The organism is Luoshenia tenuis (assembly GCF_014384745.1).
Taxonomy (GTDB): Bacteria; Bacillota; Clostridia; order Christensenellales.
The window spans coordinates 758,043-782,723 of the sequence record NZ_JACRSO010000001.1; the positions used below are offsets into that span (position 1 = coordinate 758,043).

The 24,681-nt window shown below is 58.2% G+C and carries 25 protein-coding genes; 5 read left to right on the forward strand and 20 right to left on the reverse strand.

Annotated elements, in window-relative coordinates; translation table 11 throughout:
- Positions 1–205 precede the first annotated feature (205 nt).
- Positions 206–1,309 carry a DUF362 domain-containing protein gene (locus H8699_RS03625; protein WP_249284520.1) on the forward strand — a complete coding sequence of 368 codons (1,104 nt, stop codon included), beginning with the start codon at positions 206–208 and terminating at the stop codon, positions 1,307–1,309.
- A 142-nt stretch (positions 1,310–1,451) separates the two neighbouring features.
- Here H8699_RS03625 and H8699_RS03630 read toward each other — a convergent pair whose 3' ends face one another.
- From H8699_RS03630 to hydG, 5 genes are all read right to left on the reverse strand, one after another.
- The gene (locus H8699_RS03630; RefSeq protein WP_249284521.1) at positions 1,452–2,036 is read right to left on the reverse strand and encodes a DapH/DapD/GlmU-related protein; all 585 of its coding nucleotides are present in this window, start codon (positions 2,034–2,036) and stop codon (positions 1,452–1,454) included.
- Positions 2,037–2,164: 128 nt separating this feature from the next.
- Positions 2,165–2,677: a ferritin gene (locus H8699_RS03635; RefSeq protein ID WP_147518594.1), complete on the reverse strand. Its 513-nt coding sequence runs from the start codon at positions 2,675–2,677 to the stop codon at positions 2,165–2,167.
- A 92-nt stretch (positions 2,678–2,769) separates the two neighbouring features.
- A complete protein-coding gene (hydE, locus tag H8699_RS03640; protein WP_249284522.1) occupies positions 2,770–3,831 on the reverse strand; it encodes a [FeFe] hydrogenase H-cluster radical SAM maturase HydE in 1,062 nt (353 codons plus the stop codon).
- Positions 3,832–3,842: 11 nt separating this feature from the next.
- Complete coding sequence (hydF, locus tag H8699_RS03645; protein WP_249284523.1) at positions 3,843–5,042, reverse strand: [FeFe] hydrogenase H-cluster maturation GTPase HydF; 1,200 nt, start codon at positions 5,040–5,042, stop codon at positions 3,843–3,845.
- A 46-nt stretch (positions 5,043–5,088) separates the two neighbouring features.
- Positions 5,089–6,528 (reverse strand): [FeFe] hydrogenase H-cluster radical SAM maturase HydG, encoded by a 1,440-nt coding sequence (hydG, locus tag H8699_RS03650; RefSeq protein WP_249284723.1) that lies wholly within the window; start codon positions 6,526–6,528, stop codon positions 5,089–5,091.
- A 395-nt stretch (positions 6,529–6,923) separates the two neighbouring features.
- Between hydG and H8699_RS03655 the strand changes: the two genes are divergently transcribed.
- A complete protein-coding gene (locus H8699_RS03655) occupies positions 6,924–7,307 on the forward strand; it encodes a desulfoferrodoxin family protein (RefSeq protein WP_249284524.1) in 384 nt (127 codons plus the stop codon).
- 95 nt (positions 7,308–7,402) lie between these two features.
- On the opposite strand, the gene H8699_RS03660 is transcribed toward H8699_RS03655, so the two are convergent.
- The 4 genes from H8699_RS03660 to H8699_RS03675 form a co-directional block, all read right to left on the reverse strand.
- Positions 7,403–8,158 carry an exodeoxyribonuclease III gene (locus H8699_RS03660; protein WP_249284525.1) on the reverse strand — a complete coding sequence of 252 codons (756 nt, stop codon included), beginning with the start codon at positions 8,156–8,158 and terminating at the stop codon, positions 7,403–7,405.
- A gap of 20 nt (positions 8,159–8,178) precedes the next feature.
- The gene (locus H8699_RS03665) at positions 8,179–10,188 is read right to left on the reverse strand and encodes a glycoside hydrolase family 31 protein (protein WP_249284526.1); all 2,010 of its coding nucleotides are present in this window, start codon (positions 10,186–10,188) and stop codon (positions 8,179–8,181) included.
- Between the two features lie 190 nt (positions 10,189–10,378).
- Positions 10,379–10,663 carry a hypothetical protein gene (locus H8699_RS03670; RefSeq protein WP_138295096.1) on the reverse strand — a complete coding sequence of 95 codons (285 nt, stop codon included), beginning with the start codon at positions 10,661–10,663 and terminating at the stop codon, positions 10,379–10,381.
- 216 nt (positions 10,664–10,879) lie between these two features.
- Entirely contained in the window at positions 10,880–11,755 is an 876-nt protein-coding gene (locus tag H8699_RS03675; RefSeq protein WP_249284527.1) for a LysR family transcriptional regulator, read from the reverse strand.
- A gap of 137 nt (positions 11,756–11,892) precedes the next feature.
- Between H8699_RS03675 and H8699_RS03680 the strand changes: the two genes are divergently transcribed.
- The 3 genes from H8699_RS03680 to H8699_RS03690 all read left to right on the forward strand — a co-directional run bounded on the left by H8699_RS03680 (position 11,893) and on the right by H8699_RS03690 (position 14,326).
- Positions 11,893–12,459 (forward strand): chromate transporter, encoded by a 567-nt coding sequence (locus tag H8699_RS03680; protein WP_249284528.1) that lies wholly within the window; start codon positions 11,893–11,895, stop codon positions 12,457–12,459.
- On the forward strand, positions 12,456–13,025 hold the full coding sequence (locus H8699_RS03685) for a chromate transporter (protein WP_249284529.1): 570 nt from the start codon (positions 12,456–12,458) through the stop codon (positions 13,023–13,025). Before H8699_RS03680 ends, H8699_RS03685 begins: the two co-directional genes overlap by 4 nt.
- Positions 13,026–13,216: 191 nt before the next feature.
- A complete protein-coding gene (locus tag H8699_RS03690; protein ID WP_249284530.1) occupies positions 13,217–14,326 on the forward strand; it encodes a GGDEF domain-containing protein in 1,110 nt (369 codons plus the stop codon).
- A 50-nt stretch (positions 14,327–14,376) separates the two neighbouring features.
- Here H8699_RS03690 and H8699_RS03695 read toward each other — a convergent pair whose 3' ends face one another.
- The 11 genes from H8699_RS03695 to H8699_RS03745 all read right to left on the reverse strand — a co-directional run bounded on the left by H8699_RS03695 (position 14,377) and on the right by H8699_RS03745 (position 24,576).
- Positions 14,377–14,985: a thiamine phosphate synthase gene (locus H8699_RS03695; RefSeq protein ID WP_249284531.1), complete on the reverse strand. Its 609-nt coding sequence runs from the start codon at positions 14,983–14,985 to the stop codon at positions 14,377–14,379.
- Positions 14,978–16,129 carry a 2-iminoacetate synthase ThiH gene (gene thiH, locus H8699_RS03700; protein ID WP_249284532.1) on the reverse strand — a complete coding sequence of 384 codons (1,152 nt, stop codon included), beginning with the start codon at positions 16,127–16,129 and terminating at the stop codon, positions 14,978–14,980. Before thiH ends, H8699_RS03695 begins: the two co-directional genes overlap by 8 nt.
- Positions 16,130–16,142: 13 nt before the next feature.
- On the reverse strand, positions 16,143–16,916 hold the full coding sequence (locus H8699_RS03705; RefSeq protein ID WP_249284533.1) for a thiazole synthase: 774 nt from the start codon (positions 16,914–16,916) through the stop codon (positions 16,143–16,145).
- 25 nt (positions 16,917–16,941) lie between these two features.
- The gene (gene thiF, locus H8699_RS03710) at positions 16,942–17,754 is read right to left on the reverse strand and encodes a sulfur carrier protein ThiS adenylyltransferase ThiF (protein ID WP_249284534.1); all 813 of its coding nucleotides are present in this window, start codon (positions 17,752–17,754) and stop codon (positions 16,942–16,944) included.
- A gap of 3 nt (positions 17,755–17,757) precedes the next feature.
- Entirely contained in the window at positions 17,758–17,949 is a 192-nt protein-coding gene (gene thiS, locus H8699_RS03715; protein ID WP_138295105.1) for a sulfur carrier protein ThiS, read from the reverse strand.
- A gap of 127 nt (positions 17,950–18,076) precedes the next feature.
- Positions 18,077–18,766: a DUF3592 domain-containing protein gene (locus H8699_RS03720; RefSeq protein ID WP_249284535.1), complete on the reverse strand. Its 690-nt coding sequence runs from the start codon at positions 18,764–18,766 to the stop codon at positions 18,077–18,079.
- Positions 18,767–18,888: 122 nt separating this feature from the next.
- The gene (locus H8699_RS03725) at positions 18,889–20,292 is read right to left on the reverse strand and encodes an L-fucose/L-arabinose isomerase family protein (protein WP_249284536.1); all 1,404 of its coding nucleotides are present in this window, start codon (positions 20,290–20,292) and stop codon (positions 18,889–18,891) included.
- A 79-nt stretch (positions 20,293–20,371) separates the two neighbouring features.
- Complete coding sequence (locus tag H8699_RS03730) at positions 20,372–21,847, reverse strand: FGGY family carbohydrate kinase (RefSeq protein ID WP_249284537.1); 1,476 nt, start codon at positions 21,845–21,847, stop codon at positions 20,372–20,374.
- A 12-nt stretch (positions 21,848–21,859) separates the two neighbouring features.
- Positions 21,860–22,855 carry a LacI family DNA-binding transcriptional regulator gene (locus H8699_RS03735; RefSeq protein WP_249284538.1) on the reverse strand — a complete coding sequence of 332 codons (996 nt, stop codon included), beginning with the start codon at positions 22,853–22,855 and terminating at the stop codon, positions 21,860–21,862.
- 4 nt (positions 22,856–22,859) lie between these two features.
- On the reverse strand, positions 22,860–23,789 hold the full coding sequence (locus H8699_RS03740) for a transketolase family protein (protein WP_249284539.1): 930 nt from the start codon (positions 23,787–23,789) through the stop codon (positions 22,860–22,862).
- 4 nt (positions 23,790–23,793) lie between these two features.
- Positions 23,794–24,576: a transketolase gene (locus tag H8699_RS03745; protein ID WP_249284540.1), complete on the reverse strand. Its 783-nt coding sequence runs from the start codon at positions 24,574–24,576 to the stop codon at positions 23,794–23,796.
- Between the last annotated feature and the right edge of the window lie 105 nt (positions 24,577–24,681).

Here is a 24,681-nt window from a genome sequence, read left to right on the forward strand (position 1 = left end):
TTTGAGTATAATTGCGCCCCGCTCGTCCCGTCAACGGTTTGCACAATTTTTCACAATTCTATTAAAATGGGGGGCTTCTGCCAGAAAACCTTAGCAAGCGCTAAGTTTCTTGCATATACCCTTGAAAAAACATTAGAAAATGATATTATAAAATAGTCTTGCAAATTTGTAATAGGGTGTATGAATGTAAAGGGGAGAAGAAAAAATGGCAAAATCCAAGGTTTATTTTACTGATTTTCACGCCACTTTTGACGAGAACCTGCTCCAGAAGCTGGAGCGCCTGGTCAAAACGGCCGGTATCGAAAATATCGATTTTAAAAACAAGTTTACCGCTATCAAGATCCATTTCGGCGAGCCGGGCAACCTGGCCTATCTGCGGCCCAATTATGCCAAGGTGATCGTGGATCTGGTCAAAAAGCAGGGCGGCCGGCCGTTTATGACGGATTGCAATACCCTGTATGTGGGCCGGCGCAAAAACGCGCTGGATCATCTGGACGCCGCCTATGAGAACGGTTACAATCCCTTTACCCTAGGCTGCCAGGTCATTATTGGCGACGGGCTCAAGGGTACGGATGAAAAGCTGGTGCCCATCGATGGCGAGTATGTTAAAGAGGCCAAGATCGGCCACGCGGTGATGGATGCGGACGTGCTGATCTCCATCACCCACTTTAAGCTCCACGAAGAGGCGGGGCTGGGCGGCACCATGAAAAACATCGGCATGGGCTGCGGCTCGCGCGCGGGCAAAATGGAGATGCACTCCAACGGCAAGCCCTATGTGCAGCAGGAGGATTGCATCAGCTGCGGCGCCTGCCGTAAAAACTGCGCGCATGACGCCATCTCCTTTGTAGCGCGCAAGGCGCAGATCGACCATAACAAGTGCGTAGGTTGCGGCCGCTGCATCGGCGTATGCCCGGCGGATGCGGTGCACGCTGCCCAGGACGAGGCGTTTGACATTCTGAATAAGAAGATCGCCGAGTATACCCTGGCCGTCGTCAAGGACAAGCCCGCCTTCCATATCAGCTTTATCGTGGATGTGTCCCCCTATTGCGATTGTCATGCGGAAAACGATGTGCCCATCGTCCCGGATGTGGGCATGCTGGCCTCCTTTGACCCGGTTGCGCTGGACGCCGCCTGTGCGGATCTGTTCAACGCTCAGCCCGCCAACCCGGGCAGCATGCTGGATAAAGAGCGTCACGAGGGCGAGGATAACTTTACCGCCGTGCACCCGGTCGTCCGCTGGCAGTGCCAGTTGGAGCACGGGCAGAAGATCGGCCTGGGCAATATGGACTATGAACTGGTGGAGATCTAACCATCTCTCCGCTTAAAGGAATGCAAAGAACGGTCCCCGCGTTGGTCACGCGGGGGCCGTTTTTTCTTTGAAAAAAACATTACCAAAATGAAGATATATCTAAGGCCGCCAAAAGCGGTTATGCCTTTCCCTCTACTTTTTATTAAACTTTGCCGTCGGATGAATCGACTGATCTAATAACCCGTGCCGGCACGCCGGCGGCAACAGTATTGCCAGGGACGTCCTTGGTCACGACCGCCCCAGCGGCGACCACCGCACCATCGCCAATCGTCACACCAGGCAATACCGTTACATTTGAGCCAATCCATACCTTTTTACCGATTCTGATGGGCGCGGGAACCGTATTCGCCCGTTTTTCCGGAGAAAGGCTGTGATTCAGCGTAGCCAATACCACATTATGTCCGATCAGCGTATCGTCCCCAATCGTGATGCCACCCTGATCCTGAAATTTGCATCCGGCATTAAAGAATACATTCTTTCCTATAGTGATGTTCTTGCCGCAATCCGTATAAAAAGGCGGAAACAATCTAAAACTGGGGTCCACGCGCTTTCCTATAATTTTGGAGAAAATCATGCAGATCTCCTGGGGCGTGTGGTAACCACTGTTTAATTCGGCTGTTAGTTTCAGTGCCTCCTGCGCGGCGTCCAACATAAACTGTTGCGTCTGCGAAGTGGCATCGACCTCTTTGCCGCTGTCCATAATCTCTAAAAATTCTTTCAGCTCCATTTCCTCATCCCCCGTTCCAAAAGTGTTTACGCTTATAGGGTTATTCGGCCCGTCCCGCCTCAAATCCTCCTGCCGGGAACCAAAAAGCGCGGCTATTAAGCCGCGCCTTTTCAAAGAGGCAATCAGAATTACAGCACCAGCGAAGGGGCAGCATACACCCGCGCGCCCAGCTCCGCATCCAGCATGTACAGCCCTTTGGCGTCACTGCCGAACAGGTCAAAACGCTTGATCAGATCGTCGGTATTTTTCTCTTCCTCGCCCTGCTCTTTGACGAACCAATCCAGGAACTGCAGCGTGCGGAAATCCTTCTGTTCAAACGCCGCATCGTAAATGTTGTGGATCAGGCTGGTCACATACTGCTCGTGCTCGTACGCGGCGGCCAGCGGCGCGCGGAAGGAGTCGAACACCTTGTCCGGCGCGTCCACGGTCTTTAAGGTCACCTTCGCATCGTTATTCTGCAGATAGGTCATGAACAGCAGCGCGTGATCCCGCTCTTCCTGGGTCTGGATGGTGAACCAATTGGCAAAGCCATTCAGATTTACATCTTGATAGTAGTTGGCCATATCCATATAGAGATAGGCGGAATACAGCTCTTTATTGATCTGGTCGTTCAGCAGTTCGTGTACCTTAGGATGCAGCATCATTTATCCCTCCGTTAAAATATTATTAATATCAGCTTCTTAATGATATTATATATCAAATATCGGACTTTTTCAAGCCTTTCAGGGAAATTTTAGCAGCGGGTCCCCTTTGCCGCCGGTTTACAGTCTCCCCGGTCGGTCACGATGGTATACCCGATGGCCTGCATCCTTCTTTGCAGGGCGGCCAGGTGCTCGGCTGCCTCCTCGCCGGTGGCGATCTTGTTATCGTAAAGCAGGTACTTTTTGCGCACGGAGAGCGGGGAAAGGTTGGGCATCACCACGTTGGCCCCCGCAAGGATCCCCATCTCCCGCCCTTTGGGGCTGATGGTACCCAGCGCCGTAGTGGCCGGCAGCAGGGCACCCGGCAGCATCAGGCGTAAAATGCCCAGCAGGTAGACCGTCATCTCCAAGCTGCCCGCCTTAAAGTCCTTAAAGGGCGTATCACGATGAGGGATAAAGGGCCCAATGCCCACCATATGCGGGCGCAGCTGGGATAGAAACTGCAGGTCCTGTGCCAGGTGCTCCAGCGTTTGGTAGGGCGAGCCTACCATAAAGCCGCTGCCCACCTGGTAACCGATGCGCTTTAGCGCATACAGGCAGGCCTTGCGGTGCTCCAGCGTCAATCCCTGCGGGTGCAGCCTGGCGTAGTGCTCCGGGTCGGCCGTTTCATGCCGCAGCAGGTAGCGGTTCGCCCCGGCCGCAAAGAGCCGGCGGTAGCTTTCCTCGCTGCGCTCGCCAATGGACAGGGTAATGGCGCAATCTGGCCAGCCCTCCCGCATGGCGGACACGATATCGCATATCGCATCATCTGTAAAGCGGCCGTCCTCCCCGCCCTGCAATACAAAGGTACGAAAACCCAGGGCATAGCCTTCCTCGCAGCAGGATAGAATATCCTCCTTCGTCAGGCGGTAGCGCTGCGCACAGGCGTTAGAGCGGCGGATGCCGCAATAAAAGCAATCATTCTTACAGTAGTTGGTAAATTCGATCAAGCCGCGCACGTAGATCGCATTGCCATAGTAGCGCTGGGCGGTTTGCCGGGCACGGGCAAACAGCGCTTCGCGCACCGTTTCGTTCTGATACTGACTGAGGATCTCCACCCATTGCCGGGTATCAAATTGCTCTCCCGATGCTAAACGGTCCATCCAATGGGCCATGGCCGCCTCCTTTATCGTCCGGCAAAGCTGATCTTATCCAATATCCCAGTCAGCTTTGCCAGCGCCACGCCGTAGTTGGTAATGGGTACATCCGCCGCCTGGGCCGCTTCGATGCGGCTGAGCACATACTTGCGGTTGAACATGCATCCGCCGCAGTGGATCACCAGATCGTAGGGCGACAGATCCTTGGGGAAATCTACCCCCGCCACGATGTCGATTTGCATCTGCTGTCCATAGCGGGCGCGCAGGGCCCGGGGGATCTTGACCCGGCCGATATCCTCGGAGAGCGGCGCATGGGTGCAGGCCTCGGCGATCAGCACGCGGGAACCCGGCCCCAGCTTGTCGATGGCCGCGGCGCCCGCCACAAAGGCATTGATATCCCCCTTGTAACCGGCAAAAAGGACCGAGAAAGAGGTCAGCAGGCTCTCCTGAGGCTTATGCTCATACACCTGTTTAAAGCACTGGGAATCGGTAATGATCAGCTTGGGCGCGTGCGCCAGCTGCTCTAACGCCAGCTCGTAGCGGTCCGCCGTGGTGGAGATGATCACACACTTTTTGTCCAGCAGTTCCCGGGTGGTCTGCACCTGGGGCAGGATCAGCCGGCCCTTAGGCGCCTGAATATCCTGGGGCATCACCAGCATCACCAGATCCCCGTCGCCTACCAGGTCTCCTGTTATGCTCTTGCGTTCGTAATCCTCCGGCAGGGCGCGCACCAGCGCTTCCCGCAAGTCAGTGATCCCTTCCCCTTTCAGCGCGCTGACGCAAACGGGCGTCTGTCCCAGCGCCTTTTCGGCCCGGGCCGCCAGCGCCTGCGCGTCCTTCAAAATATCGATCTTATTGATCACCGCGATCACGGGGATATTGCGCTTTTTCAGCTTTTCGATCCACTGCTTTTCTAAAGAAAGCTCTCCTTCGCTCAGCAGTACCAGCGCCATATCCGTGCGAGCCACGGCCTGCTCGGTCTTTTCCACGCGCAGGCGCCCCAGCTCGCCTTCATCGTCAAAGCCGGCGGTATCGATAAAGAGCACCGGGCCGATGGGGTGCAGTTCCATCGCCTTATAGACCGGGTCTGTCGTGGTGCCCGCGTATTCCGAGACCAGAGCGGTGTTCTGCCCGGTCAGTGCGTTGATCAGCGAGGATTTGCCGCTGTTGCGCCGCCCGTAAAGGGCGATGTGCAGCCGGTTGGCGTTGGGCGTATTGGTAAGGCTCATCTTGTTCTTTCTCCCTTCCGTCAAAGGCTTTTGCCCTTACAGGCTCCTAGAACCTGAAATCGCGCTTGCCGCCCTCCATGTCGTGCAGGTGCTCCACCGCGATCTGGCGCACCTTGGGGTTGGTGATCTTGGGGATCTCCCGCTCGATCACTTCCATACCCACCTTGCGGGTCTCCGGGCTGGCGTAGTCCTCCAGGTACTCTTTCAGCGTCATCAGGGCGTTGGGGTGGCAGCAGTTGACGATCTGCCCGCTCTTGCAAAGCGCCATAAACCGGTCGCCCGTGCGCCCTTCCCGGTAGCAGGCCGTGCAGAAGGAGGGGATATGGCCGTTTTCCATCAGCCAGCGCACCACCTCATCGAGCGTACGCTGATCCGATACGTCAAACTGCTCGGTATCGTGGGGGCGTTCCTTTTCCGTATAGCCGCCCACCGATGTGCGGGAGCCGCCGCTGACCTGGGAGATGCCCAGCCGCAGCAGCTGCGAGCGCACCGCCTCGGATTCCCGGGTGGAGATGATCATACCCGTATAGGGCACCGCCAGGCGGATGCAGGCCGTCAATTTAGCGAATATCTCATCGGAAATGCCGTTATCAAAGGCGTCCGGGTCGATGTCATCGGCATGTTTAACCCGCGGCACGCTGATGGTATGCGGCCCCACGCCATGCACCGCCTCCAAATGCTCCGCGTGCATCAACAGCCCCGCAAATTCGTATTTGTACAGTTCAAGGCCGAACAATACCCCCAGGCCCACATCGTCAATGCCGCCCTCCATGGCCCGGTCCATGGCCTCGGTATGGTAATCGTAGTCGTGCTTAGGGCCGGTGGGATGCAGCTTTAAGTAGCTCTCCTTATGGTAGGTTTCCTGGAACAGGATATAGGTGCCGATGCCCGCCTCTTTGAGCTTGCGGTAGTTCTCCACCGTGGTAGCGGCAATATTGACGTTCACCCGGCGGATATCCCCATTTTTATGGTGCACGCTGTAGATCGTCTTGATGCAATCCAAAATATACTCGATGGGGTTGTTCACCGGATCCTCCCCCGCCTCGATGGCCAGACGCTTATGCCCCATATCCTGCAGGGCGATCACCTCTGCGCGCACCTCTTCCTGCGTCAGCTTTTTACGGGGGATATGCTTGTTTTTCATATGATACGGGCAGTACACGCATCCGTTCACGCAGTAGTTGGACAGGTACAACGGCGCAAAGATCACGATGCGGTTACCATAAAACGCCTGCTTGATCTCTTCGGCGATCTGATAGATCTTTTCAATTTTCTCCGGAATATCGCAGGCCAGCAGAACCGAGGCCTCCCGGTGACTCAGCCCCGCGCAGTGGTAACCGGTCGCCGTCTTGTGCGGGCGGGCCTTTTCCAAAATCTGGTCGATCAGCGCCTCGTTATGCTTGTTGGCCTCGGCATAGGCCAACGTTTCCCTGATCTCTCCGTCGTTAATAAACTCTTCCGCCTTGTTGCTCTTTACGTCATAGATAGCCATAACAATCTCCTTCCCCCATCGCGGCGGCCTTGCGGGGCGCCTAAGCCCAAATGAAAAGGGCCCGGCAAGGGTGCAACCCGCCGGGCCCTGCAATACGCTTGCAGTACCATTCCAGCTTTGCGCTTCCCTTCCCGCTCGGGGCCAAGCCCCTCGCCGTTAGAACAAACGATAAAGATAAATTATTGTGCTTTTGGGTTCGGGCCGTTGCCCTCGCCCTTAAGCAATTTCAGTTTATCACATCGTTAGAGATTTAACAATGTTATTCGGAAAATATTTCTAATATTTTATATCTATTAATTTACTATATCGTTAATATTCATTTTCTCCGCCGCATGAAACGCCGCCCCGACGCGCAAACTAGCACCAAACCAGGCAAAGGAGAAAAAGCTATGAACAGCGAACCCCAATTTTTTATCTGCAACCATTGCGGTAACCTGATCCACCTGCTGGAGAACGCGGGCGTGCCCATCGGCTGCTGCGGCGAGCCCATGCACCGCCTGCACCCCAATACGGCCGAAGCCGCCCAGGAAAAACACCTGCCCGTTTCCCAGGTCAATGGCAATGTTCTACAGGTCAGCGTGGGTTCCACCCACCATCCCATGTCCCAGGAGCACGCCATCCGCTGGGTCTATCTGCAAACCCAGCGAGGCGGGCAGCTTAAATACCTACAGCCCGATGAAGCGCCGCAGGTGCAGTTCACCCTGGATCAGGACAAAGCCATCGCCATTTACGCCTATTGCAACCTGCACGGCCTTTGGAAAGCCGAGGTCTAAAGGTATGATAAAGCACCCCGCCTTCCGGCGGGGTGCTTTTGCTATGCTTCTAACCGCTTGATCCATCATGAAAACGCCGCCCGGCGCATCCAGGGTTACGCCTTTACTTCCAGCCCCACCGGGCAGTGGTCGCTCCCCTGTATGTCCGCGTAGATCAGGCTGTCGCCCACCCTTTGCTCTAGGGCTTTGGACACGAGAAAGTAGTCGATCCGCCAACCGGCGTTATTGGCCCGCGCGCGGAACCGGTAGCTCCACCAGGTGTACTGTCCCTCCGCTTCCGGATAAAAATAGCGGAAGGTATCGGTAAACCCGCTGTCCAGCAGCTGGCTGAACTTGCCCCGCTCCTCATCGGAAAAGCCGGCATTGCCCCGGTTGGTCTTGGGATTTTTCAGGTCGATCTCCTGGTGCGCTACATTCATATCCCCGCAGACGATCACCGGCTTTTGGGCATTCAGGGCCAGCAGGTACATTCTAAAGTCGTCCTCCCACTGCATCCGATAGGGCAGGCGTTTAAGCTCTGCCTGGGCGTTGGGCGTGTAGACGTTGACCAGGTAAAAATCCTGATATTCCAGGGTGATGGCACGGCCCTCATGGTCGTGCGCGTCGATCCCCAGCCCATAACGTACCGACAGCGGCTCAATACGGGTAAATACCGCCGTGCCGGAATAGCCCTTTTTCTCAGCGCTGTACCAAAACTGCTGATAACCCGGCAGCTCCACCTCCGCCTGCCCGGGCTGCATCTTGGTCTCCTGTATGCAGAAGATATCCGCATCCACGGCATTAAAAAAATCCAAAAAGCCTTTTTGCAAACAGGCCCTTAACCCGTTAACGTTCCAGGAAACGATCTTCATTCGCGTCTAACTCCTTATTTCTAGCCTTGGATGGGCAGGGTAGCCCCATCCCGCAGGAAGAGCGGAATGCGCTCCAGCGGCGCCGCCGCAGTGATCGTCTGGCCGCCCTCATAAACCTGGCCGGTCCAGGCGCAGGTCCATTTAGAGCCCTTGGGCAGATATACCCGGCGCTCTCGCGCGCCCATCTGCGTAACCGGGGCTACCAGCAGCTTTTCGCCAAACAGGTAGCTGTCCTCCTCGCCCCAGGCGGCCTCGTCCTGCGGGAACTCGTAAAACAGCGGGCGGATCACCGGGGTGCCCTTTTCGTGGGCCTGCCGCATCAGCTCCCGGATATAGGGGCGCAGCCGCTCGCGCAGGAATAAGTATTCCTTTAATATCTCATAGTTATCCTCGCCATAGCTCCAAACCTCGTTGGGCCCGCCGGTGCCAAAGCTGCCCCCGCCGTTTTGCGCCTCCTTATAATCCATGGTGAAGGGCTTGCGGTATCCGTGCAGCCGAAATACCGGCGAGAAACACCCAAACTGGAACCAGCGCACCAAACACTCTCTAAATTCGGGGTCGCTGGGGTCGCCCCCGGTAAAGCCGCCGATATCCGTGGTCCACCAGGGGATGCCGCACAGCCCCATGTTCAGCCCGATGGGGATCTGGGTGCGCAGGGCGTTAAAATCGGACTGGATATCTCCCGACCAAACGATGGCCCCATAGCGCTGGATGCCGGCCCAGGCGCAGCGCAGCAGGTTCATGGGGGCCTCAACGCCCGAGGCGATCATGCCATCGTAAAAGGTCTTGGCGTAGGCGCAGGGGTAGATGTTGCCCACCTGCAGGTCCGGCCCGGCGTAATAGCGGTAGTTGTCATAATCATAGGCGCTGTACTCGGGCTCCGCCTCGTCCAGCCAGAAGATCTTCACGCCCTTATCAAAGTAGTTCTGCTTGGCCTTGCTCCAAACAAACTGCCGCGTGCCGGGGTTGGTGGGGTCCATAAACACCTGGTTGCCCAAATACTGCATATTGGTGCGCACGCCCCGGTCGGTATGCACCAGATACCCGTTTTCCAGCATCTCGTTATAGTTTTCGCAGTTCTGGTCCACCGTGGGCCATACCGATACCATCAGCTCAATCCCCATCTGGTTCAGCTCCTCGACCATGGCCGCCGGGTCGGGGAAGTAGTCCGGGTCAAACCGCCAGGAGCCCTGCATGGGCCAATGGAAGAAATCCACCACGATCACATCCAGCGGCAGGCCGCGCCGCTTGTACTCCCGCGCCACCTCCAAAAGTTCCTCCTGGGTGCGGTAGCGCAGCTTGCACTGCCAAAAGCCCATGCCGTATTCCGGCATCATGGGCACCTTGCCGGTGGCATCGGCCAAGCGCTCTACGATATCGCTGGGCTTATCCCCGGCGATGATCAAATAATCCATCTGACGGGTGGATTCGGCCACCCACTCGGTATAGTTCATGCCAAAGGTGGCCCGGCCCACCGCCGGGTTGTTCCACAAAAAGCCGTAACCTTTGCTGGAGAGCGCAAAGGGCACCGTGGCCTGGCTGTTGCGCTGGGCCAATTCCAGCGTGCAGCCCTTAAAGTTGAAAAACGGATCCTGATACTGCCCCATGCCAAAGATCCGCTCCTCCCGGTCCGACTCAAACCGCAGGGTCAAATGCATGTCCCCGCCGGGGATGGGGCGAAACTCCCGCGCGTCGATGCCCAGGGGGCTATGGTCGTTGTAGTCCTCTTTCTTGCGCCAGCGCTCTTCCAAGAGCTTTTCTCCACCGGCGTTGAAAAAGGTCAGCCGGCCATATTGGCCCACCTTGCAGCGGATGTTGCCGTTTTCGATCTGCCCTAGCTGTCCATCGCACGCGATGGAGACCGCACCGTGCGCGGGCCGTTCCAGCAGCGCCCAATCCTGCGCCTCGTCGATCCTGGATACCTTGGCCGCGCGTACCCGCAACCCATCCCGGCCCCAAGGCTCAATCGTCAGCGTCTCCCCGTCGAAACGGTAGACCAGCTTGTCGCCCTCCTGTTTTAAAACTGCCATCGTTTCTCCCCCTTTTATCCTTTTGCCTATTTTTCTTTCCGCCGCTTTTTATCCCCTTTCATACAAGCCGGGGCGTAGCGCGGATGCTGCTCGTGATAGATCATACAGTTTTTACAATCCCCATGCCGGGGGCATTTGTGCTTTTTGCACGGGCAGGGCTCCTGCCTGCGTGCCTTGCTTTCCTCCATACCTACTCGCCGCTTGTCTGGGCGTCCCGTTGCCGGTCCAACCGCAGGTTGCGGTAATAAAGCAGCGTATCGGCCATCACCATCACAAAGTTCAACACATACAGCCACAGCACGATATCCGGGCTGTACAGGATCTTATGGGTGATGCCCGCGGCATACCCTACCAGGATCGCGTAAGAAAAAGCGATGCTTTTCCCCTTGGCCGTGCGGCTGGTATACGAGCGGTAGATCGACATGGGCCAGGCCAGGCCAAAACAGATCAACATCATCGCCTCAAAAATACTCATACATACTCCTCCTCAACATCGTGTTAACCCGAAAATTATCTTACCCTACCGCCGCCCCGCTTGGCAACCCGGAAGCCATGGCCGCAGGGCCGGTTTTTCTGGCGATAGCTGGTTTTTTCTTCAAATTTCTCTCCATACATAAATCATATGGCATAAATAGCAAATATATATTTTACTTATTACCCGTTTTGTCCTAAAGTAGGGAATAGTGCTCCATTACCGCTGCCTTTCGCTTTCAAAGGTTTCGATAAAGCGGCGCGCAGGCCTGGAAAGGGCGATGCCCTTGCGGTGGATCACCGCCAGGGATATCTGCCACTCCACCTCGTCCAGCGGGCGCACATCCAGCTCCGCGGTCAGGTTTCGGCAGGCTGAGAGCGGCAAAAGCGCTACCCCTAAACCCGCGCCGGCCCAAAGCAGGGTGGTACGGGCGTCGTCGTTCAGGCAAAGTACATCGGCCTCCACGCCCCGGGCCTGCATCACGGCGTGCAGCAGGGTTTCATAGCGCCGGTAATAGATCAGCGGCAAGCCCTGCAAATGGCAGGCCTTGAGCGGACCTTTGGGCAGCCCCTCAAAAAAGGCCGGCTTAGCCGCGGCAGCCATAGGCTCGGGCACCAGCGGATGGCTGACCACCCCATCGTCCAGAAACGGGGTGCGCACCACCGCCAGTTCGATCATGTTGCGGGCCAGGATCTCCAGCAGCTCAAAGGTGGTGCCCTCCTGTATCTGGAATCGGATGCCGGGATTTTGCGCATGGTATAGGGGTATGCAGTGTTCCAACATCGGCGCAACGGAGGAGGATACCATCCCCAGGCGCAGCGTGCCCCGCAGGCCCTGGTTAAAATCGGCCAAGTCGTGCAGGGCGTTATCCGCCATGGTCAAAATCTGCTTGGCGTGCCGGTATAAAAGCCGCCCCGCATCCGTCAGCGTTACGCTGCGCGGCCCCCGCTCGATGAGCAGGGTCCCCATCTCCTCTTCCAAAAGCTTGAGCTGCATGCTCAGCGGCGGCTGGGAAAGGTGGAGTTTTTTAGCCGCGGCGGTGATGCTGCCGGCCTCGGCGATGGTTACAAAATATTGTAATTGCTTCAGGTCCATTCTTGATGCCCCTTTAGTGGGTTGTGACTTTATCACCATCATAACACAAGCCGGGCCCGGCGCAAAGCGCGCCGCGCCTTTGGCCAGAATATATAAGCTTTTTTAACCGGTAACGATTTTGAAAGGAAGTGCTCTACTTGAAAGAACTCTGGCAGCTGTTCGGGGTATTTGCCAGGCTGGGGGCCGTTACTTTTGGCGGCGGGTACGCCATGCTCCCCATCCTGCAGCGCGAGATTGTAGAAAAGCGCAACTGGGCCACGGAGGACGAGGTGATGGATTATTACGCCATCGGCCAATGTACCCCGGGCATCATCTCGGTCAACGTTTCCACCTTTATCGGTTTTAAGCTCAAGGGGATTTTGGGCGGCATTATCGCCACGCTGGGCTTTATCGCGCCCTCAATCGTGATCATCGCCATCATCGCCACCTTTATCAGCGCCTTTGCCGATGCTATGGTAGTCAAACACGCCTTTGCCGGCATCCGGGTGTGCGTATGCGTGCTGATCTTTAATGCCGTCATCAAGCTTGGCAAGGGCGCCGTCAAGGATATCGTTACCGGCATCGTCTGCGCGCTGGTTTTCCTGGCAGCTACCTTTACGCCTGTCTCCCCCATCATCCTGGTGGTACTGGCCGGGGCGGCGGGCGCCGTTTCCAAAGCCATCGGCAGGCGCTTTGCCAAGGATAAAGGAGGGAAAAACGCATGATCTTGCTGCAGTTATTCTATGAGTTTTTTAAGATCGGCCTGTTTGCCGTGGGCGGCGGCGCGGCCACCATCCCCTTCCTCTATTCCCTTTCCGATGCCACGGCTTGGTTCAGCTATACAGACCTTGCCAATATGATAGCCATATCCGAGTCCACCCCCGGCGCTATCGGGGTCAATATGTCCAGCTATGTGGGCATGACGGTGGCAGGGATCCCCGGCTGCATCATCGCAACGCTGGGGTTGGTCGCCCCCAGCATCATCGTCATATTGGTAATCGCCCACTTTCTCAAGCGCTTTCGGGACAGCCGCCTGGTACAGGATATCTTTTACGGCCTGCGCCCCGCCTCTACGGGGCTGATCGCCTCAGCCTGCTTAGGGCTAGCGCAGATCTCGCTGCTGGATGTGGGCGCGCTTACCTCCATCTATACCCTTTCCAATCTCTTCCACTGGAAGGAAGTTGTGCTGGCGCTGCTGATCTATATGGGCATCAAAAAATTTAACAAGCACCCCATCGTCTATATTGGCGCGGCGGCTGCATTTGGCATTATCTTTCAATTGGCGGCTTAGGGCTTTGCCGGATAAAAAACGGGGGTCTCCCCGTTTTTTTATTCATTCCGCATTTTTCCCTTATATGGTGAATTGCGCAAAAAATGAACACGCTTCGCAATTGAAAACCCTCCCACAACTGTGTTATGATAACCTTGCCGGAAGAAGTTCAGTTCTCCCCGGCAATTTGTTTACAAAGAGGATTTGATCGCGTGGATCGATTAGATAAATTCCATTTGGTACAAGATGAGTACCGGAAATTGGATGCCCAATGGCTGCGGCTGCACGTGGTCATCCTGTCGCTGCTGGCGGCGCTGGTTATGCTGGCTGAGATCGCCATGTATTTTATTCTTAATACCGATAACCTTATCACCAGTTCGCCGCAGGTTTATCTATTGAAATACCTGCTGTTTCCCACCGCCTGTGATGGGAGCTGCGTCGTGCTGGCCTGGTGGGCGGTGAATACCCCGCGCCTGTCCGAAAAAGCCAAGCGGTACGTACTGTCATTGGCTTTTTCCTTGGCAGCTTTCGTGCTTTCTTTTGTCCACGAAACCTTTCTAAACGCCTATTCCGGCTTTGCCATCCCCGTGATCTTGACGGCGTTTTACCGGGATGTGCGCTTGACCAGTGTCACGGCGGGCACCTGCGTCCTGCTCCAGCTGATCAGTGCCTTTTTCATCCATTGGGATCTGGATAAAGTCTATGGTGCCGATTACTACGCAGAGATTCTGGTGGCCCTGCTGATATTGGTCTTCGTTTACATTATCTGCTTTGTCATCATTCGCTTTGACAATAAACGTCACCTGATTATCCTTAAAAATGAACAGGAACGTCGGCGCCTTCAACGCGAACTTTTGACAGATGACTTAACAGGCATCTATAACAAAGTGGCCCTGCGGGATTTTCTCGAGCATCTCGACGAGCGGGAAAAGATAGCGAATTTCCATATCGTCATGATGGACATCGATGATTTTAAGCGAGTCAACGATACGCTGGGGCACCTGCAGGGGGATATCGCCCTGCGCATCGTCGGCAAAGCCATCCATAATCATTGCTCTATCAATACCGCTTTTCGCTTTGGCGGGGATGAATTTTGCCTTCTCTTTGAGAACATGTCCTCTGACGAGGTTGTCAGCCGCATCCAAAGCATGCAGCGGGATTATCTAGCGCAGACAAGGCTGGAGGTTGCCCAGCCCATCACGCTTTCCGCCGGCATCGCCACAGGGCGCAAGGGCGAATCGGCTTCTCAGCTGCTAGAGCGGGCCGATCAGGCCCTGTACCGGGCGAAAGAACAGCGCAATGCTATCTATCTCGCTCCATGACATAGTAAAAAACAAGCCGTGCTGAAAGATGCTCAGCACGGCTTGTTTTTTTATCCGTCTATTCCGGCCGCAGCCTTAAGGGAGGCGGCTTTGGCCCGCACATCCGCACAGGCCATCAGCCCCGACATGATGCAGGCGCCGGCTGCGCCCGCCTGGCGCACCGATAGAATATTGCCCGCGTTTATGCCGCCGATGGCGTAGACCGGCCCGTTAAACGCCCGGCATATCTCCCTTAGCCATTGAGGCCCCCGGGGCGGCAACCCTTTTTTACAATCCGTTGGGAAGATATGGCCCGCCGTCACGTAATCGACCCCCAGCTCCCGGGCTGAACGCGCCTGCTGGAGCGAATGCACCGAGGTGCCAATTACGCCAAAATCTTTTCTCAACTCCGGCTGTTCCATAAGCAGCGGCAGGGGCATATGCAACCGGTTAACGCCCAGGCTTTGCGCCGCCCGCGGATAGGTATGCAGCGTGCAGGGCACGCCTCCCTGCCTGCATAGGGGCAGCACCCTCTCTGCAAGCGCCCGGTAAGCCGCCTCATCTAAATCCTTTTCCCGCAGGATGATCTCATCCACTCCCGAAAAGGCCAGTTTTTCGACGCGCTGCAAAAAATCCTCCCGGCAAAGCGCCCGGGCCGTAACGCAGATGAGCTTAAACATAGATGTACTCGCTCATCACCGGCTGCAGGCCCTGGGCGGCGATCATTTTATAGATTTCTTCTACGCCCCGCCCGTCGGATATCTCAAACTGCTCGTCCCCTTTGGCCTCGCCTGTATGTCCGCCGATGCCCACGTCCACCCCGGCGGATATCTTGGTGGCCGCGATGCCGATCACATGATCCCGGAAGCGCGCGCCCTCCCGGCTGGAGATGGTAATGCTGGCAAAGGGCATGAAGATGCGGTAAGCCATCACCACCTGCAGCAGCTGCGGCTCGTGTACATCCCGGGGATTGATCTTATCGTTGTTGATGATGGGCCGGAGCCTGGGGCAGGAAAAGGCGATCTCCGCCTGAGGGTATTTTTTCTGGATCAGGGCAGCGTGGATGCCGGTCGCATAGGCATCCTTCCTAAAGTCATCCAGGCCCAGCAGCGCGGCAAAGCCCACGCCCCGCATGCCGCCCATCAGCGCCCGTTCCTGCGCGTTAAAGCGGTAGGGGAAGATGCGCTTGCGCCCGCCCAGGTGCAGCTTTCCATACTGCCGGGTGTTATAAGTCTCCTGGAATACGGTGACATAGTCCGCCCCGCAATCGTGCAGATAGGCATAGTCCTTGGCATCCATGGGGTACACCTCCAGCCCCACCACCTTAAAGATGCGCTTGGCCTGCTTGCAGGCCTCTCCAATATAGTGTACATCGCTCATTCTCGGGCTTTCCCCAGTCAGGATCAAAATCTCCTCCAGCCCGGTTTGGGCAATGGCCTGCATCTCCTGCTCGATCTGGGCCTGATTCAGCCTGGCCCGGTGGATCTGGTTTGTGCAGTTAAACCCGCAGTAGATGCAATGGTTCTCGCAATAGTTGGCGATGTACAGCGGCGTAAAAAGGTTAATGGCATTGCCAAAGTGCTTGCGGGTCTCCGCCCTGGCTCGCTGGGCCATGGGCTCGAGATACTCCCCCGCCGCAGGCGAGAGCAGGGCCGCAAAGTCCTGCGCGTTCAGATAATCCTTGCCCAGCGCGCGTTCCACATCCCGCCCGGTATAACGGTTTTCATCGTAGCTCTCCCGCGCCAAAAGCACCTGATTCATGATATCATCGGATATCTGCTGCATATCCGGCAGGTAGACCATAGGGTCGTTACATTCACACATCTACATTCCCTCCCTACGCTTCCTGTAAAAATCCGGTCAGCGGGGAGGAGGCCGCCCCGCCGTTTGCCAGCACGCGCCCCATCCCGGCCAGATAGGCTGCCCGCCCGGCTTCCACTGCTTTGCGGAACGCCGCGGCCATCTTGGGGATATCCCCGGCCGTGGCGATAGCCGTGTTGGCCATAACCGCCGCAGCGCCCATCTCCATGGCTTCGCAGGCTTGAGAGGGCTTGCCGATGCCCGCATCCACGATCACCGGCAGGTCGATCTCGTCGATCAAAATCCCAATAAACTCCCGGGTACACAATCCCTTATTGGAGCCGATGGGCGCGCCCAGCGGCATGATGCTGGCCGCACCGGCCTCCCGCAGATCCCGGGCTACATTGAGGTCCGGATACATATAGGGCATCACGACGAAGCCTTCTTTCGCCAGTATCTCGGTGGCCTTGAGGGTCTCTCCGTTATCCGGCAGCAGGTATTTGCTGTCCCGAATCACCTCGATCTTGATAAAATCCCCGCAGCCCAGCTCCCGCGCCAGGCGGGCGATGCGCACCGCCTCGTGTGCATTGCGCGCGCCGGAAGTGTTGGGCAAAAGCGTGACCCCTTCGGGGATATGATCCAAAATATTATCCACCCCGGTATTGGCGCGCCGCAGCGCCAGGGTGATGATCTGGGCGCCGGCCTGCTGCACCGCCGCGCTGATCAGCTCGTGGGAATACTTGCCCGAACCCAGGATAAAGCGGGAGGTAAACGTCCGCCCGCCGATCTTCAACACATCATCCGTTGCCATTTTCCATTCCTCCAAATCCCTTTTTTTAAACATCCTTTATGCCTAAAATCAGCCGCAGCACCATGTTGGCCTGGTGCCCGGCGCATACCGCCACCCGCGGGGCCATCAGTCCCCAGCCGGGCCGGGCGGCGCTGTGTCCATCTCCGCAAAGGTACAGGTTCTCGCCCAGCCGCCGGGTCACGATGGCGTTGGCGCTATCGTATCCCGCCATACCCGAGGCCGCCACGATGGGCCTGCCCGGCAGCTGCCCGAGCACCGTATCCACCAGCATGGCTTTATCCTGCGCCCCGTCAAAGGCCTCACAGATGATTTCATCCCGCGCCAGCACCTGCGCGGCGTTTTCCGCCGTCAACCGCAGGCAGTCCGCCTGCACCTTGATATAGGGGTCGATCTGCCCGATCTCCTCCTTTAGCGCCTGCGCCTTATACAGGCCCAGCTGGCAGATGCGGTACTGCTGGCGGTTTAAATTGCTAGGCTCTACCCGGTCAAAGTCGATCAGGTGCAGCTGCCCTACCCCGGTGCGCGCCAGCGCCAGCGCGATGGCCGAACCCAGGCCGCCCAGGCCCGCCACGGCTACGCGCGCCTTTTTGACCTTCTGGTACACCCCCGGCGTATGCCGGGCGCTGAGCATGGCCTCAAACGCCTCGGGCGGGGGCATCTCGCCCCGGCGGATCAGAACGATTTCATCCCCTTCCTGCAGGGGCTGATCCTCCGGGGTGGCAAAGCCGTTATAGATGGTGATAAAATCCTGTGCCTCCGGGCCGCACTCCGCCTCCCGCAGGGCATGCAGGCGCCGCACATCGCAGGTTTTCCACTGTCCGTTTAGCCTGATGCGCATTGCTTAACCTCCGCCCACAAAGCTGACCACTTCCAGCTCGTCCTCCATATCCAGCACCGTCTCCGCATACTCCGCCCGGGGAACGATCTGCCCGTTGCGCTCCACTGCGATGCGCGCAAGGTCATACCCCAGCGTTTGCAGCAGCTGCTTTAAGTTCCGCTCCTCCTGCCCTACTATCTTTCCGTTTACCGTCATCTTCTTCGCCCCTTTCCGCAACAAAAAAAGGCACCACAAAGAGATTTACACCCGTGGTGGTGTACCCCTTCGTGATGCCTTTAGGCCTTCACTCTATGCAATTAAATACCACATGCGCTCCGGTTTGTCAACCCTGTACCACTTTTACATCCGGCAATACGCTGCCCAGGTCCACGTAATAATTGCGGTAATTCTCGCCATCCACGTACACATCTATCTCTTGTTTGCCGGCCAAAAACTGCGAAGGGTTGTAGTCAATCCCCCGGCTTTTAAAGGTATAAAGCGTATTGCCGGCCGCATCGTAATACTGACAGGTCAGGATAAACGGATGCCGGTTGTTGATGCGGACCGAATAATTCAGTCCGTAACCGGTGATCTGTGCTTTGATCCGCCGGCCGTGGTAAAAAACCTGCTCGCGCCGCCGCTGCCCCCGGCGCAGCACCGCTAACCCTATGCTGCCCAGGATCAGGAACAGCCCGCCGATACCGCCGAAGATCAGCGGAAACAGATACTCCTTTACGCTGGCCTGCCCGGGGTCCTCCGGCCGGTAATAGACCGTGATGGGCTGGCCCAGCTGCATGCTGCTGGAGCGGAAGTTCAGCTGGCAGGTCAGGCGCTGCCCCTGCGCCTCATAGGCCACAATGGGGTAGCCCCCATTTCCAAAATCCACGATCTGCGCCTGCGTTTCCACACGCCCTTCCAGATCCTGGAACTGGAGCAGGGCAACCGCCAGTGCGATCCCCACAAACAGCCCGCCCATGCCGGCAAAAATGCGCCACATCAGGCGCACCATCTTATCGGCTTTGCTCATATACATTCTTTTAAGCCTCCCTGCCATTATATCCTTTTTATCATCATAGCGGAAACCGTCTGGCAAATCAAACCGGCAAAAAGCCGCAGGAAAATTTCCGGCGGCTTTCCTGTATCCACTTTGTTGGTTTAACCCTCGTGCACGGTGAGCTCCCAACCCATGTACTTGCCCAGCGCCTCGCGCAGGATGGAAAGGCAGTCCCCACGCGTCAGGGCCACGTGGTGCTCAAACCCTTCCTCCGCCAGAGTATGCAACAGCTTTTGCAAACCCGGCACATGGCACACGGCCACCCCGCCGAAGCTGTTTAACGGATCGTCCGTAAATTCGCCCTTGCCCATATAGGCCCGCATTTTGCCGGTAAACTCGTCCGTAGAAGCCTTCATAAAGGTCATCTCCCCCGGGGCTACCCGCCCTTTGCAGGCGCCAAAGCAGTTTTCCCGGCCCAGCGTCGTCCCCAGGATGTCCAGATGCCCCACCTCGTCGATCGGGCCGCCGAAAAAGTCCTTGGGGTAATTGGAGCAGTGCACGTTTACGCACTTATCCCGGTCATCCCCATAATTGTTGTCCCAGTCCATATAACCGGGGGCAAGGCCCGCAGCCAGCCGCAGCGCCAGCATGGACACCGCGCCCATCACGTCCATCTCACAAGCCAGGGGGATGCCCTCCTGCCCCAGCATGCTCATCACCACGCAGGGGGCGCAGTGGTAGTATTTCTCCAGCGCGTCCCAGCACTGTACGGCGCCCGCGTCGCAATTGTTCTCCTGCAGGTATTCCTTCATCGCCACATACAGCTTGGCAATGCGCACGCGCTCCTCCGGCTTGGCGGCAGGGCTGGGCGCGTAGCCCGTCAGCTTTCGCAAAGCCTGGACCACGCGCGGGTCCTCCTCTTTCAGCGCCTCCGTGCGGCCGATCATCTCGGCCATATCGCACACCGTCACATAAATGCCGTCCCGCTGGAGCAGCTTTTCAGAATAGCGCACCGTCTGGAAGGCCGTGGGCCGGGCGCCGATGGCCGCGATGCGCGCGCGCCGCAGGCCGTTTACCACCCGGCAGATACCCGCGAACCTTTCCAGATCCGCCCGGAACTCCGGGCTGCGGATCGCGCAGGTATGCAGTTGCGTCAGCGAATAGGGGATGCCGTTTTGCCGTAGCACGCTGCAAAGGGAGAGCTTGCCGCAAAACGCGTCCCGCCGGTTCGCCAGGTCCATTTTGTCAAGCGCATCGTCGCAGGCCTGTACCAGTACCGGCACGTTTAACCCGCTGCGGCGGATGGCGGTGGACACCGCCACCTCGTCGCCAAAGTTGGGCAGGCAGCAGATGATCCCCTCGATATCCTGACGGGATTTGAACAGCGCCGCGCATTTATCCCCATCCGCTACGGTCTCCACCGCGCCCAGCTCGGTATCCTGGGGCGTCAGGGTCACCACCTCGTGACCCATCTCCTTTAACAGCGCCAATAGCTCCGCGCGCCCCTCCTCTACCAGATGGTCGGGGAAAAAGCTGCGGTTGGATACGATTACGCCATACACCATGACCCAAAACCTCCTCTATCTTTCGTCCATTTTCTGTTCAATTCATTCACGTTATGTTTGGCAACTTGGGAAGTATGCGCTATTGCCCGGGCCGCAGGGTGGCCCGCTGCACGGCGCCGTGCCAGCCCTCCATCCATTTTGCCGCGCTTTCGGCGTCGGCTTTGGGCGCATACCGGCCCGCGCTGTGGCGCAGGGCGACCGCTTGTGCTTCATCCTTTAACACCCCGGCGCCCAGCGCCGCCATCATCGCCGCGCCCCGCAGCGACAGGTTGCTGCCGTCCGCCACGTCCACCGGCACCTGGCTGACGTCCGCCTGAAACTGCATCAAAAACCCGTTAGCCGTAGGCCCGCCGTCCGTCTTGAGCTGGGTCGGCCGCAGGCCGGCCTGGGCCATGCACCCCAGGATATCCTCCACCTGATAGGCGATGGCCTCCAGCGCCGCCCGCGCCAGATGCCCCGCCCCCGTATCCCGGCTGATGCCGCAGATCAGCGCCCGAGCATGGGCGTCCCACCAGGGCGGCCCCAACCCCGTAAAGGCGGGCACCAGGTATACCCCATCGTTCCCGGAAAGAGCCTTTGCCATCTCCTCGCTGTCCGCCGCATCCTTCAGCACGCCCAGGTCCAGCAAAAAGCTGACGGTATCCGCGGCGTGGCTGATGTTGCCCTCCAGCGCATAGTAAACCTTGCCGCCGCAGGCGTAAGCCATGGTGGTGGATATCCCCTCGACCCACTTCAATTCCCCGCCCGTATTTTGCATGATGGAGGAGCCCGTGCCATAGGTGGCCTTGGTATCCCCTACCCCATGGCAGCCCTGGGCGAACATGGCCGCGTGGGAATCCCCCAGTACGCCGCAGACCGGGATGGGGGCTTTGAGCCGCCCACCAAGTGTGGTATAGCCAAACACGCTGTCGCTGGGCACGGGCCGGGGCAGCATCTCTTTGGGGATGCCGAAGAGCTTCAGGCAGTCTTCATCCCAGGCCAGCGCTTCCAGGTTCATCAGCTGGGTGCGGCTGGCATTGGAGTAATCGGTCTTAAATTCCCCGGTCAGCCGGTAACAAAGGTACGCGTCCACCGTACCGCCCATCAGTTTGCCAGCGTCCGCCATCTCGCGCAGGGCCTTGTCCCCCTGCAGCAGATAGGCGATCTTCGCCCCGCCAAACAGCGGCGAGAGTTTAAGCCCCGTGCGGCTGCGCACCAGGTCGGCCTGCTCCTTCGTAAAGGCGTCCGTTACGCTCTGGGCGCGGCTGTCCTGCCACACCACGGCGTTGCCCACGGGCCTGCCCGCCTGATCCCAGAGCACCACGGTCTCCCGCTGGTTGGAGATCCCCATAGCGGCCAGCTCTCCCCCGCCCTGGGCCTCAAAGTGCTCCAGCACCTGGCCGCAGGTTTGCAGCACGTTTTGGTAGATCTCCTGCGCGTCGTGCTCCACCCAGCCGGGTTTGGGATAGATCTGCCGGTGACGCAGGCTGGCCGAGCATACCTGCTCGCCTTCTTCCGAAAGGATCGCCGCCTTGGTGGCGGAGGTGCTTTGATCGATCGCTAAAATATACCGCAATTTTCTTCCCCCTTATCCGCGCGCTACCAACTCGGTGGCCACGCGTATCTTTTGGTGCGCGCCCGTGCGCGTCTCCCGCAGCTGCGCCAAACGCCCCACCGCGATGCGGGCCATCTGGTGTTTGAACACACAGCAGCTGGAAAAAGGCGGACTGGCCAGCTGGCTGTAGGGCAGGTTATCAAAGCCCACCACTTCCACCTGTCCAGGCACGTCGATGCCTTTTTCCTGCATGGCGCGTATGGCGCCCAGCGCAATAATGTCGTTATCTGCAAACAAGGCCCGGGGCAGCGTTCCGCCCGCGTTCAGGTAAGCTTCCATATCCCGCTTGGCCCCGTGCAGCGTGGATTCCAGCGATATATCCGCCCTGCTTTGCAGCCCGGCCTCGCCCATGCAGCGCACAAAGCCCCGTTCCCGCTCCCTAAAGTTGTTGATATCCACCGCGCTTTTTAGATGCCCGATGGTTTCATAGCTCTTGTCGATTAAAAACCGGGTAGCCTCATAGGCCCCTTCTTCGTTATCAATGGCGACGGTATCCACCTTCAGCGTGCCAAAGTAGCTGTCCAGCACCACCAGTTTGGGCACTTTATCCATCCAGCGCCGCACATCCGCCTCGTTCATCTCCGTGGCCAGTAATATAGCCCCCTGCTCGGGATGTAGGTTGAGCTGGCGCTGGATCTCCTCCTCGTTGCCGTCCCTTTCCTGCACGTAATAGATCTGCAGCGCCGCGCCCATCCGCCGGCAGCTCTTTTGTATCCCGTCAAACAGCGCGTCAAAAAAGGGGGTCTGCTCCACCACCAGGCTGTGCTTCTGGTAGCACACCAGCCGCACCGGGATCACCTGCGCCAGCGTGGGCAGGGGCTTGCGCACATACCCCAGCTCCCGCGCGGCGGCCAGCACGCGGGCCCTCGTGCCGTCGCTGATCCCCTGCTGGTTGTTCAGCGCAATGGAGACCGCGGAGGGGGATACCCCCGCTTGCTTTGCGATCTCCTTAAACGTCACCTTCGCCATCTTGCTACCCCCGCGTCAGCTCCAGCGCGCTGGCCACGATGCCCTTCACGTCCATGCCTCTGTGCGCGGCGATCTCGCTGGCCGATCCGCACACCGCCCATTCGTCCCCCAGGGAGAGGCGGTGCAGCCTGCGCCCCAGCGGCCCCAGTACACAGGCCGTCGCATCCCCCAATCCGCCAAAGGGGTGATGTTCCTCAATCGTCATAGCCGGGCAGCCCTGCGTATAGCGCACCACTGTTTCCACATCAAAGGGCTTGATCGTGCTCACATCCAGCACCGCGGCCTCCACCCCCTGGCGCGCCAGCTCTCTAGCGGCTTCCAGTACGTAATAGACCCGTTCGCCCGTAGCGATCAAGGCAATGTCCTTGCCCTCCCGCAGTACGTTGATCTTGCCTGGGGTAAAGCTGCGCTCCACCGTATCGTAGATCACCGGCACCGGCCCGCGCCCCATGCGCAGGTAGGCCGGGCCCTCATATCCCGCTAGGTAGCGGGCCATGGCCGCCGCCTGCCGCCCATCCGAGGGGCAGAGCACCAGCATCCCGGGCAGGGTGCGCATCACCGCAAAATCCTGGGTGGTATGGTGGGTAGACCCAAGCGAACCATAGCTCACCCCGGCGCTGACCCCCACGATCTTTACATTGGTATGGCTGTAGGCCACATCGATGCGCACCTGCTCTGCGCTGCGCATGGCCAAAAAGCAGGCCGGCCCGCAAACGAATACGTTTTTGCCCGTGAGCGCCAGCCCGGCGGCGGCCCCCACCGCGTCCTGTTCTGCGATGCCCATCTCCAGAAACTGCTCCGGCAGCGCCTGGGCAATCTCGCCAACCACCGCGGACCCGCGGGAGTCGGTGGCCACCAGCATGATGTCCTGATCCTTACGGGCCAGCTCCAGCAGTTCATCGGCAAAGGCCTTGCGGCAATCCAACTTCTCCATATGCTTACTCCTCCACTCCCAAATCCCGCAGCGCCGTGGCATACTGCTGCGCGTTCATCACGCCGTGGTGCCAGTGCGGGTCATTCTCCATAAAGGAAACGCCCTTGCCCTTTATGGTGCGGGCCACCAGCATCGTGGGCTTACCCGCCTCCAGCGGCAGCGTCGTGAGCGCCTTTGTCAGCGCGGCCATGTCATGCCCGTCCACATCGGCCGCGGCCCAACCAAAGGCCCGCGCGCGGGCCGCCATATCGCCAGCTGCCAGCACCTGCTCGGTGTTCCCGCTGATCTGCAGATGGTTTCGGTCCACGACCGCCACCAGATTATCCAGCTTATAATGCGCCGCGGCCATGATTGCCTCCCAGTTAGAGCCTTCCGCCATTTCCCCATCCCCCAGCAGAACGAATACCCGCCCGCCAGAGGCTTTAAGCCCTTTGGCCATCCCCAGCGCCACCGGCAGCCCATGCCCCAGTGCGCCGGTGCACACCTCCACCCCCGGCACCTTGACCGTGGGATGCCCGTACAGCCTGGAGCCAGCCTGGCAATAGGTGTTCAGCTCCTCCTTGGGGATCTTCCCTTTCTCCGCCAGCACGCTGTACAGCGCCTCTGCACAGTGGCCCTTGCTCTGGATAAAGTGATCCTTCTCCCCCATCGCGTCAAAGTAGAGCGCCACCAGGATATCGATACAGCTCAGCGCCCCGCCTACATGCCCGGCGCTGGAGGCATAATCCATCCGGACGATATCCCGCCTGCGTTCCAGCGCGATCTGCTTCAACTGCAATACATCCATCTTCCCGCCACCTCAATAAATTAATTTAGTCCCATAATCCCGTTAGATCAAGTATATATCCAGCTAAACGCCCTCGTCAAATACTAAATATATTTAATATTTGGC

Coding starts and splice junctions, on each gene's coding strand:
- thiS (WP_138295105.1), bottom strand. CDS start 17,949: ATGACGGTAAACGGAAAGATAGTAGGGCAGGAGGAGCGGAACTTAAAG.
- H8699_RS03670 (WP_138295096.1), bottom strand. CDS start 10,663: ATGAGTATTTTTGAGGCGATGATGTTGATCTGTTTTGGCCTGGCCTGG.
- H8699_RS03720 (WP_249284535.1), bottom strand. CDS start 18,766: ATGTATATGAGCAAAGCCGATAAGATGGTGCGCCTGATGTGGCGCATT.
- H8699_RS03655 (WP_249284524.1), top strand. CDS start 6,924: ATGAACAGCGAACCCCAATTTTTTATCTGCAACCATTGCGGTAACCTG.
- H8699_RS03740 (WP_249284539.1), bottom strand. CDS start 23,789: ATGGAGAAGTTGGATTGCCGCAAGGCCTTTGCCGATGAACTGCTGGAG.
- H8699_RS03705 (WP_249284533.1), bottom strand. CDS start 16,916: ATGGCAACGGATGATGTGTTGAAGATCGGCGGGCGGACGTTTACCTCC.
- H8699_RS03630 (WP_249284521.1), bottom strand. CDS start 2,036: ATGGAGCTGAAAGAATTTTTAGAGATTATGGACAGCGGCAAAGAGGTC.
- hydF (WP_249284523.1), bottom strand. CDS start 5,042: ATGAGCCTTACCAATACGCCCAACGCCAACCGGCTGCACATCGCCCTT.
- H8699_RS03745 (WP_249284540.1), bottom strand. CDS start 24,576: ATGGATGTATTGCAGTTGAAGCAGATCGCGCTGGAACGCAGGCGGGAT.
- H8699_RS03665 (WP_249284526.1), bottom strand. CDS start 10,188: ATGGCAGTTTTAAAACAGGAGGGCGACAAGCTGGTCTACCGTTTCGAC.
- H8699_RS03625 (WP_249284520.1), top strand. CDS start 206: ATGGCAAAATCCAAGGTTTATTTTACTGATTTTCACGCCACTTTTGAC.
- H8699_RS03660 (WP_249284525.1), bottom strand. CDS start 8,158: ATGAAGATCGTTTCCTGGAACGTTAACGGGTTAAGGGCCTGTTTGCAA.
- hydE (WP_249284522.1), bottom strand. CDS start 3,831: ATGGCCCATTGGATGGACCGTTTAGCATCGGGAGAGCAATTTGATACC.
- H8699_RS03725 (WP_249284536.1), bottom strand. CDS start 20,292: ATGGTGTATGGCGTAATCGTATCCAACCGCAGCTTTTTCCCCGACCAT.
- H8699_RS03685 (WP_249284529.1), top strand. CDS start 12,456: ATGATCTTGCTGCAGTTATTCTATGAGTTTTTTAAGATCGGCCTGTTT.
- H8699_RS03635 (WP_147518594.1), bottom strand. CDS start 2,677: ATGCTGCATCCTAAGGTACACGAACTGCTGAACGACCAGATCAATAAA.
- H8699_RS03695 (WP_249284531.1), bottom strand. CDS start 14,985: ATGTTTAAGCTCATCTGCGTTACGGCCCGGGCGCTTTGCCGGGAGGAT.
- H8699_RS03735 (WP_249284538.1), bottom strand. CDS start 22,855: ATGGCGAAGGTGACGTTTAAGGAGATCGCAAAGCAAGCGGGGGTATCC.
- thiH (WP_249284532.1), bottom strand. CDS start 16,129: ATGTGTGAATGTAACGACCCTATGGTCTACCTGCCGGATATGCAGCAG.
- H8699_RS03675 (WP_249284527.1), bottom strand. CDS start 11,755: ATGGACCTGAAGCAATTACAATATTTTGTAACCATCGCCGAGGCCGGC.
- thiF (WP_249284534.1), bottom strand. CDS start 17,754: ATGCGCATCAGGCTAAACGGACAGTGGAAAACCTGCGATGTGCGGCGC.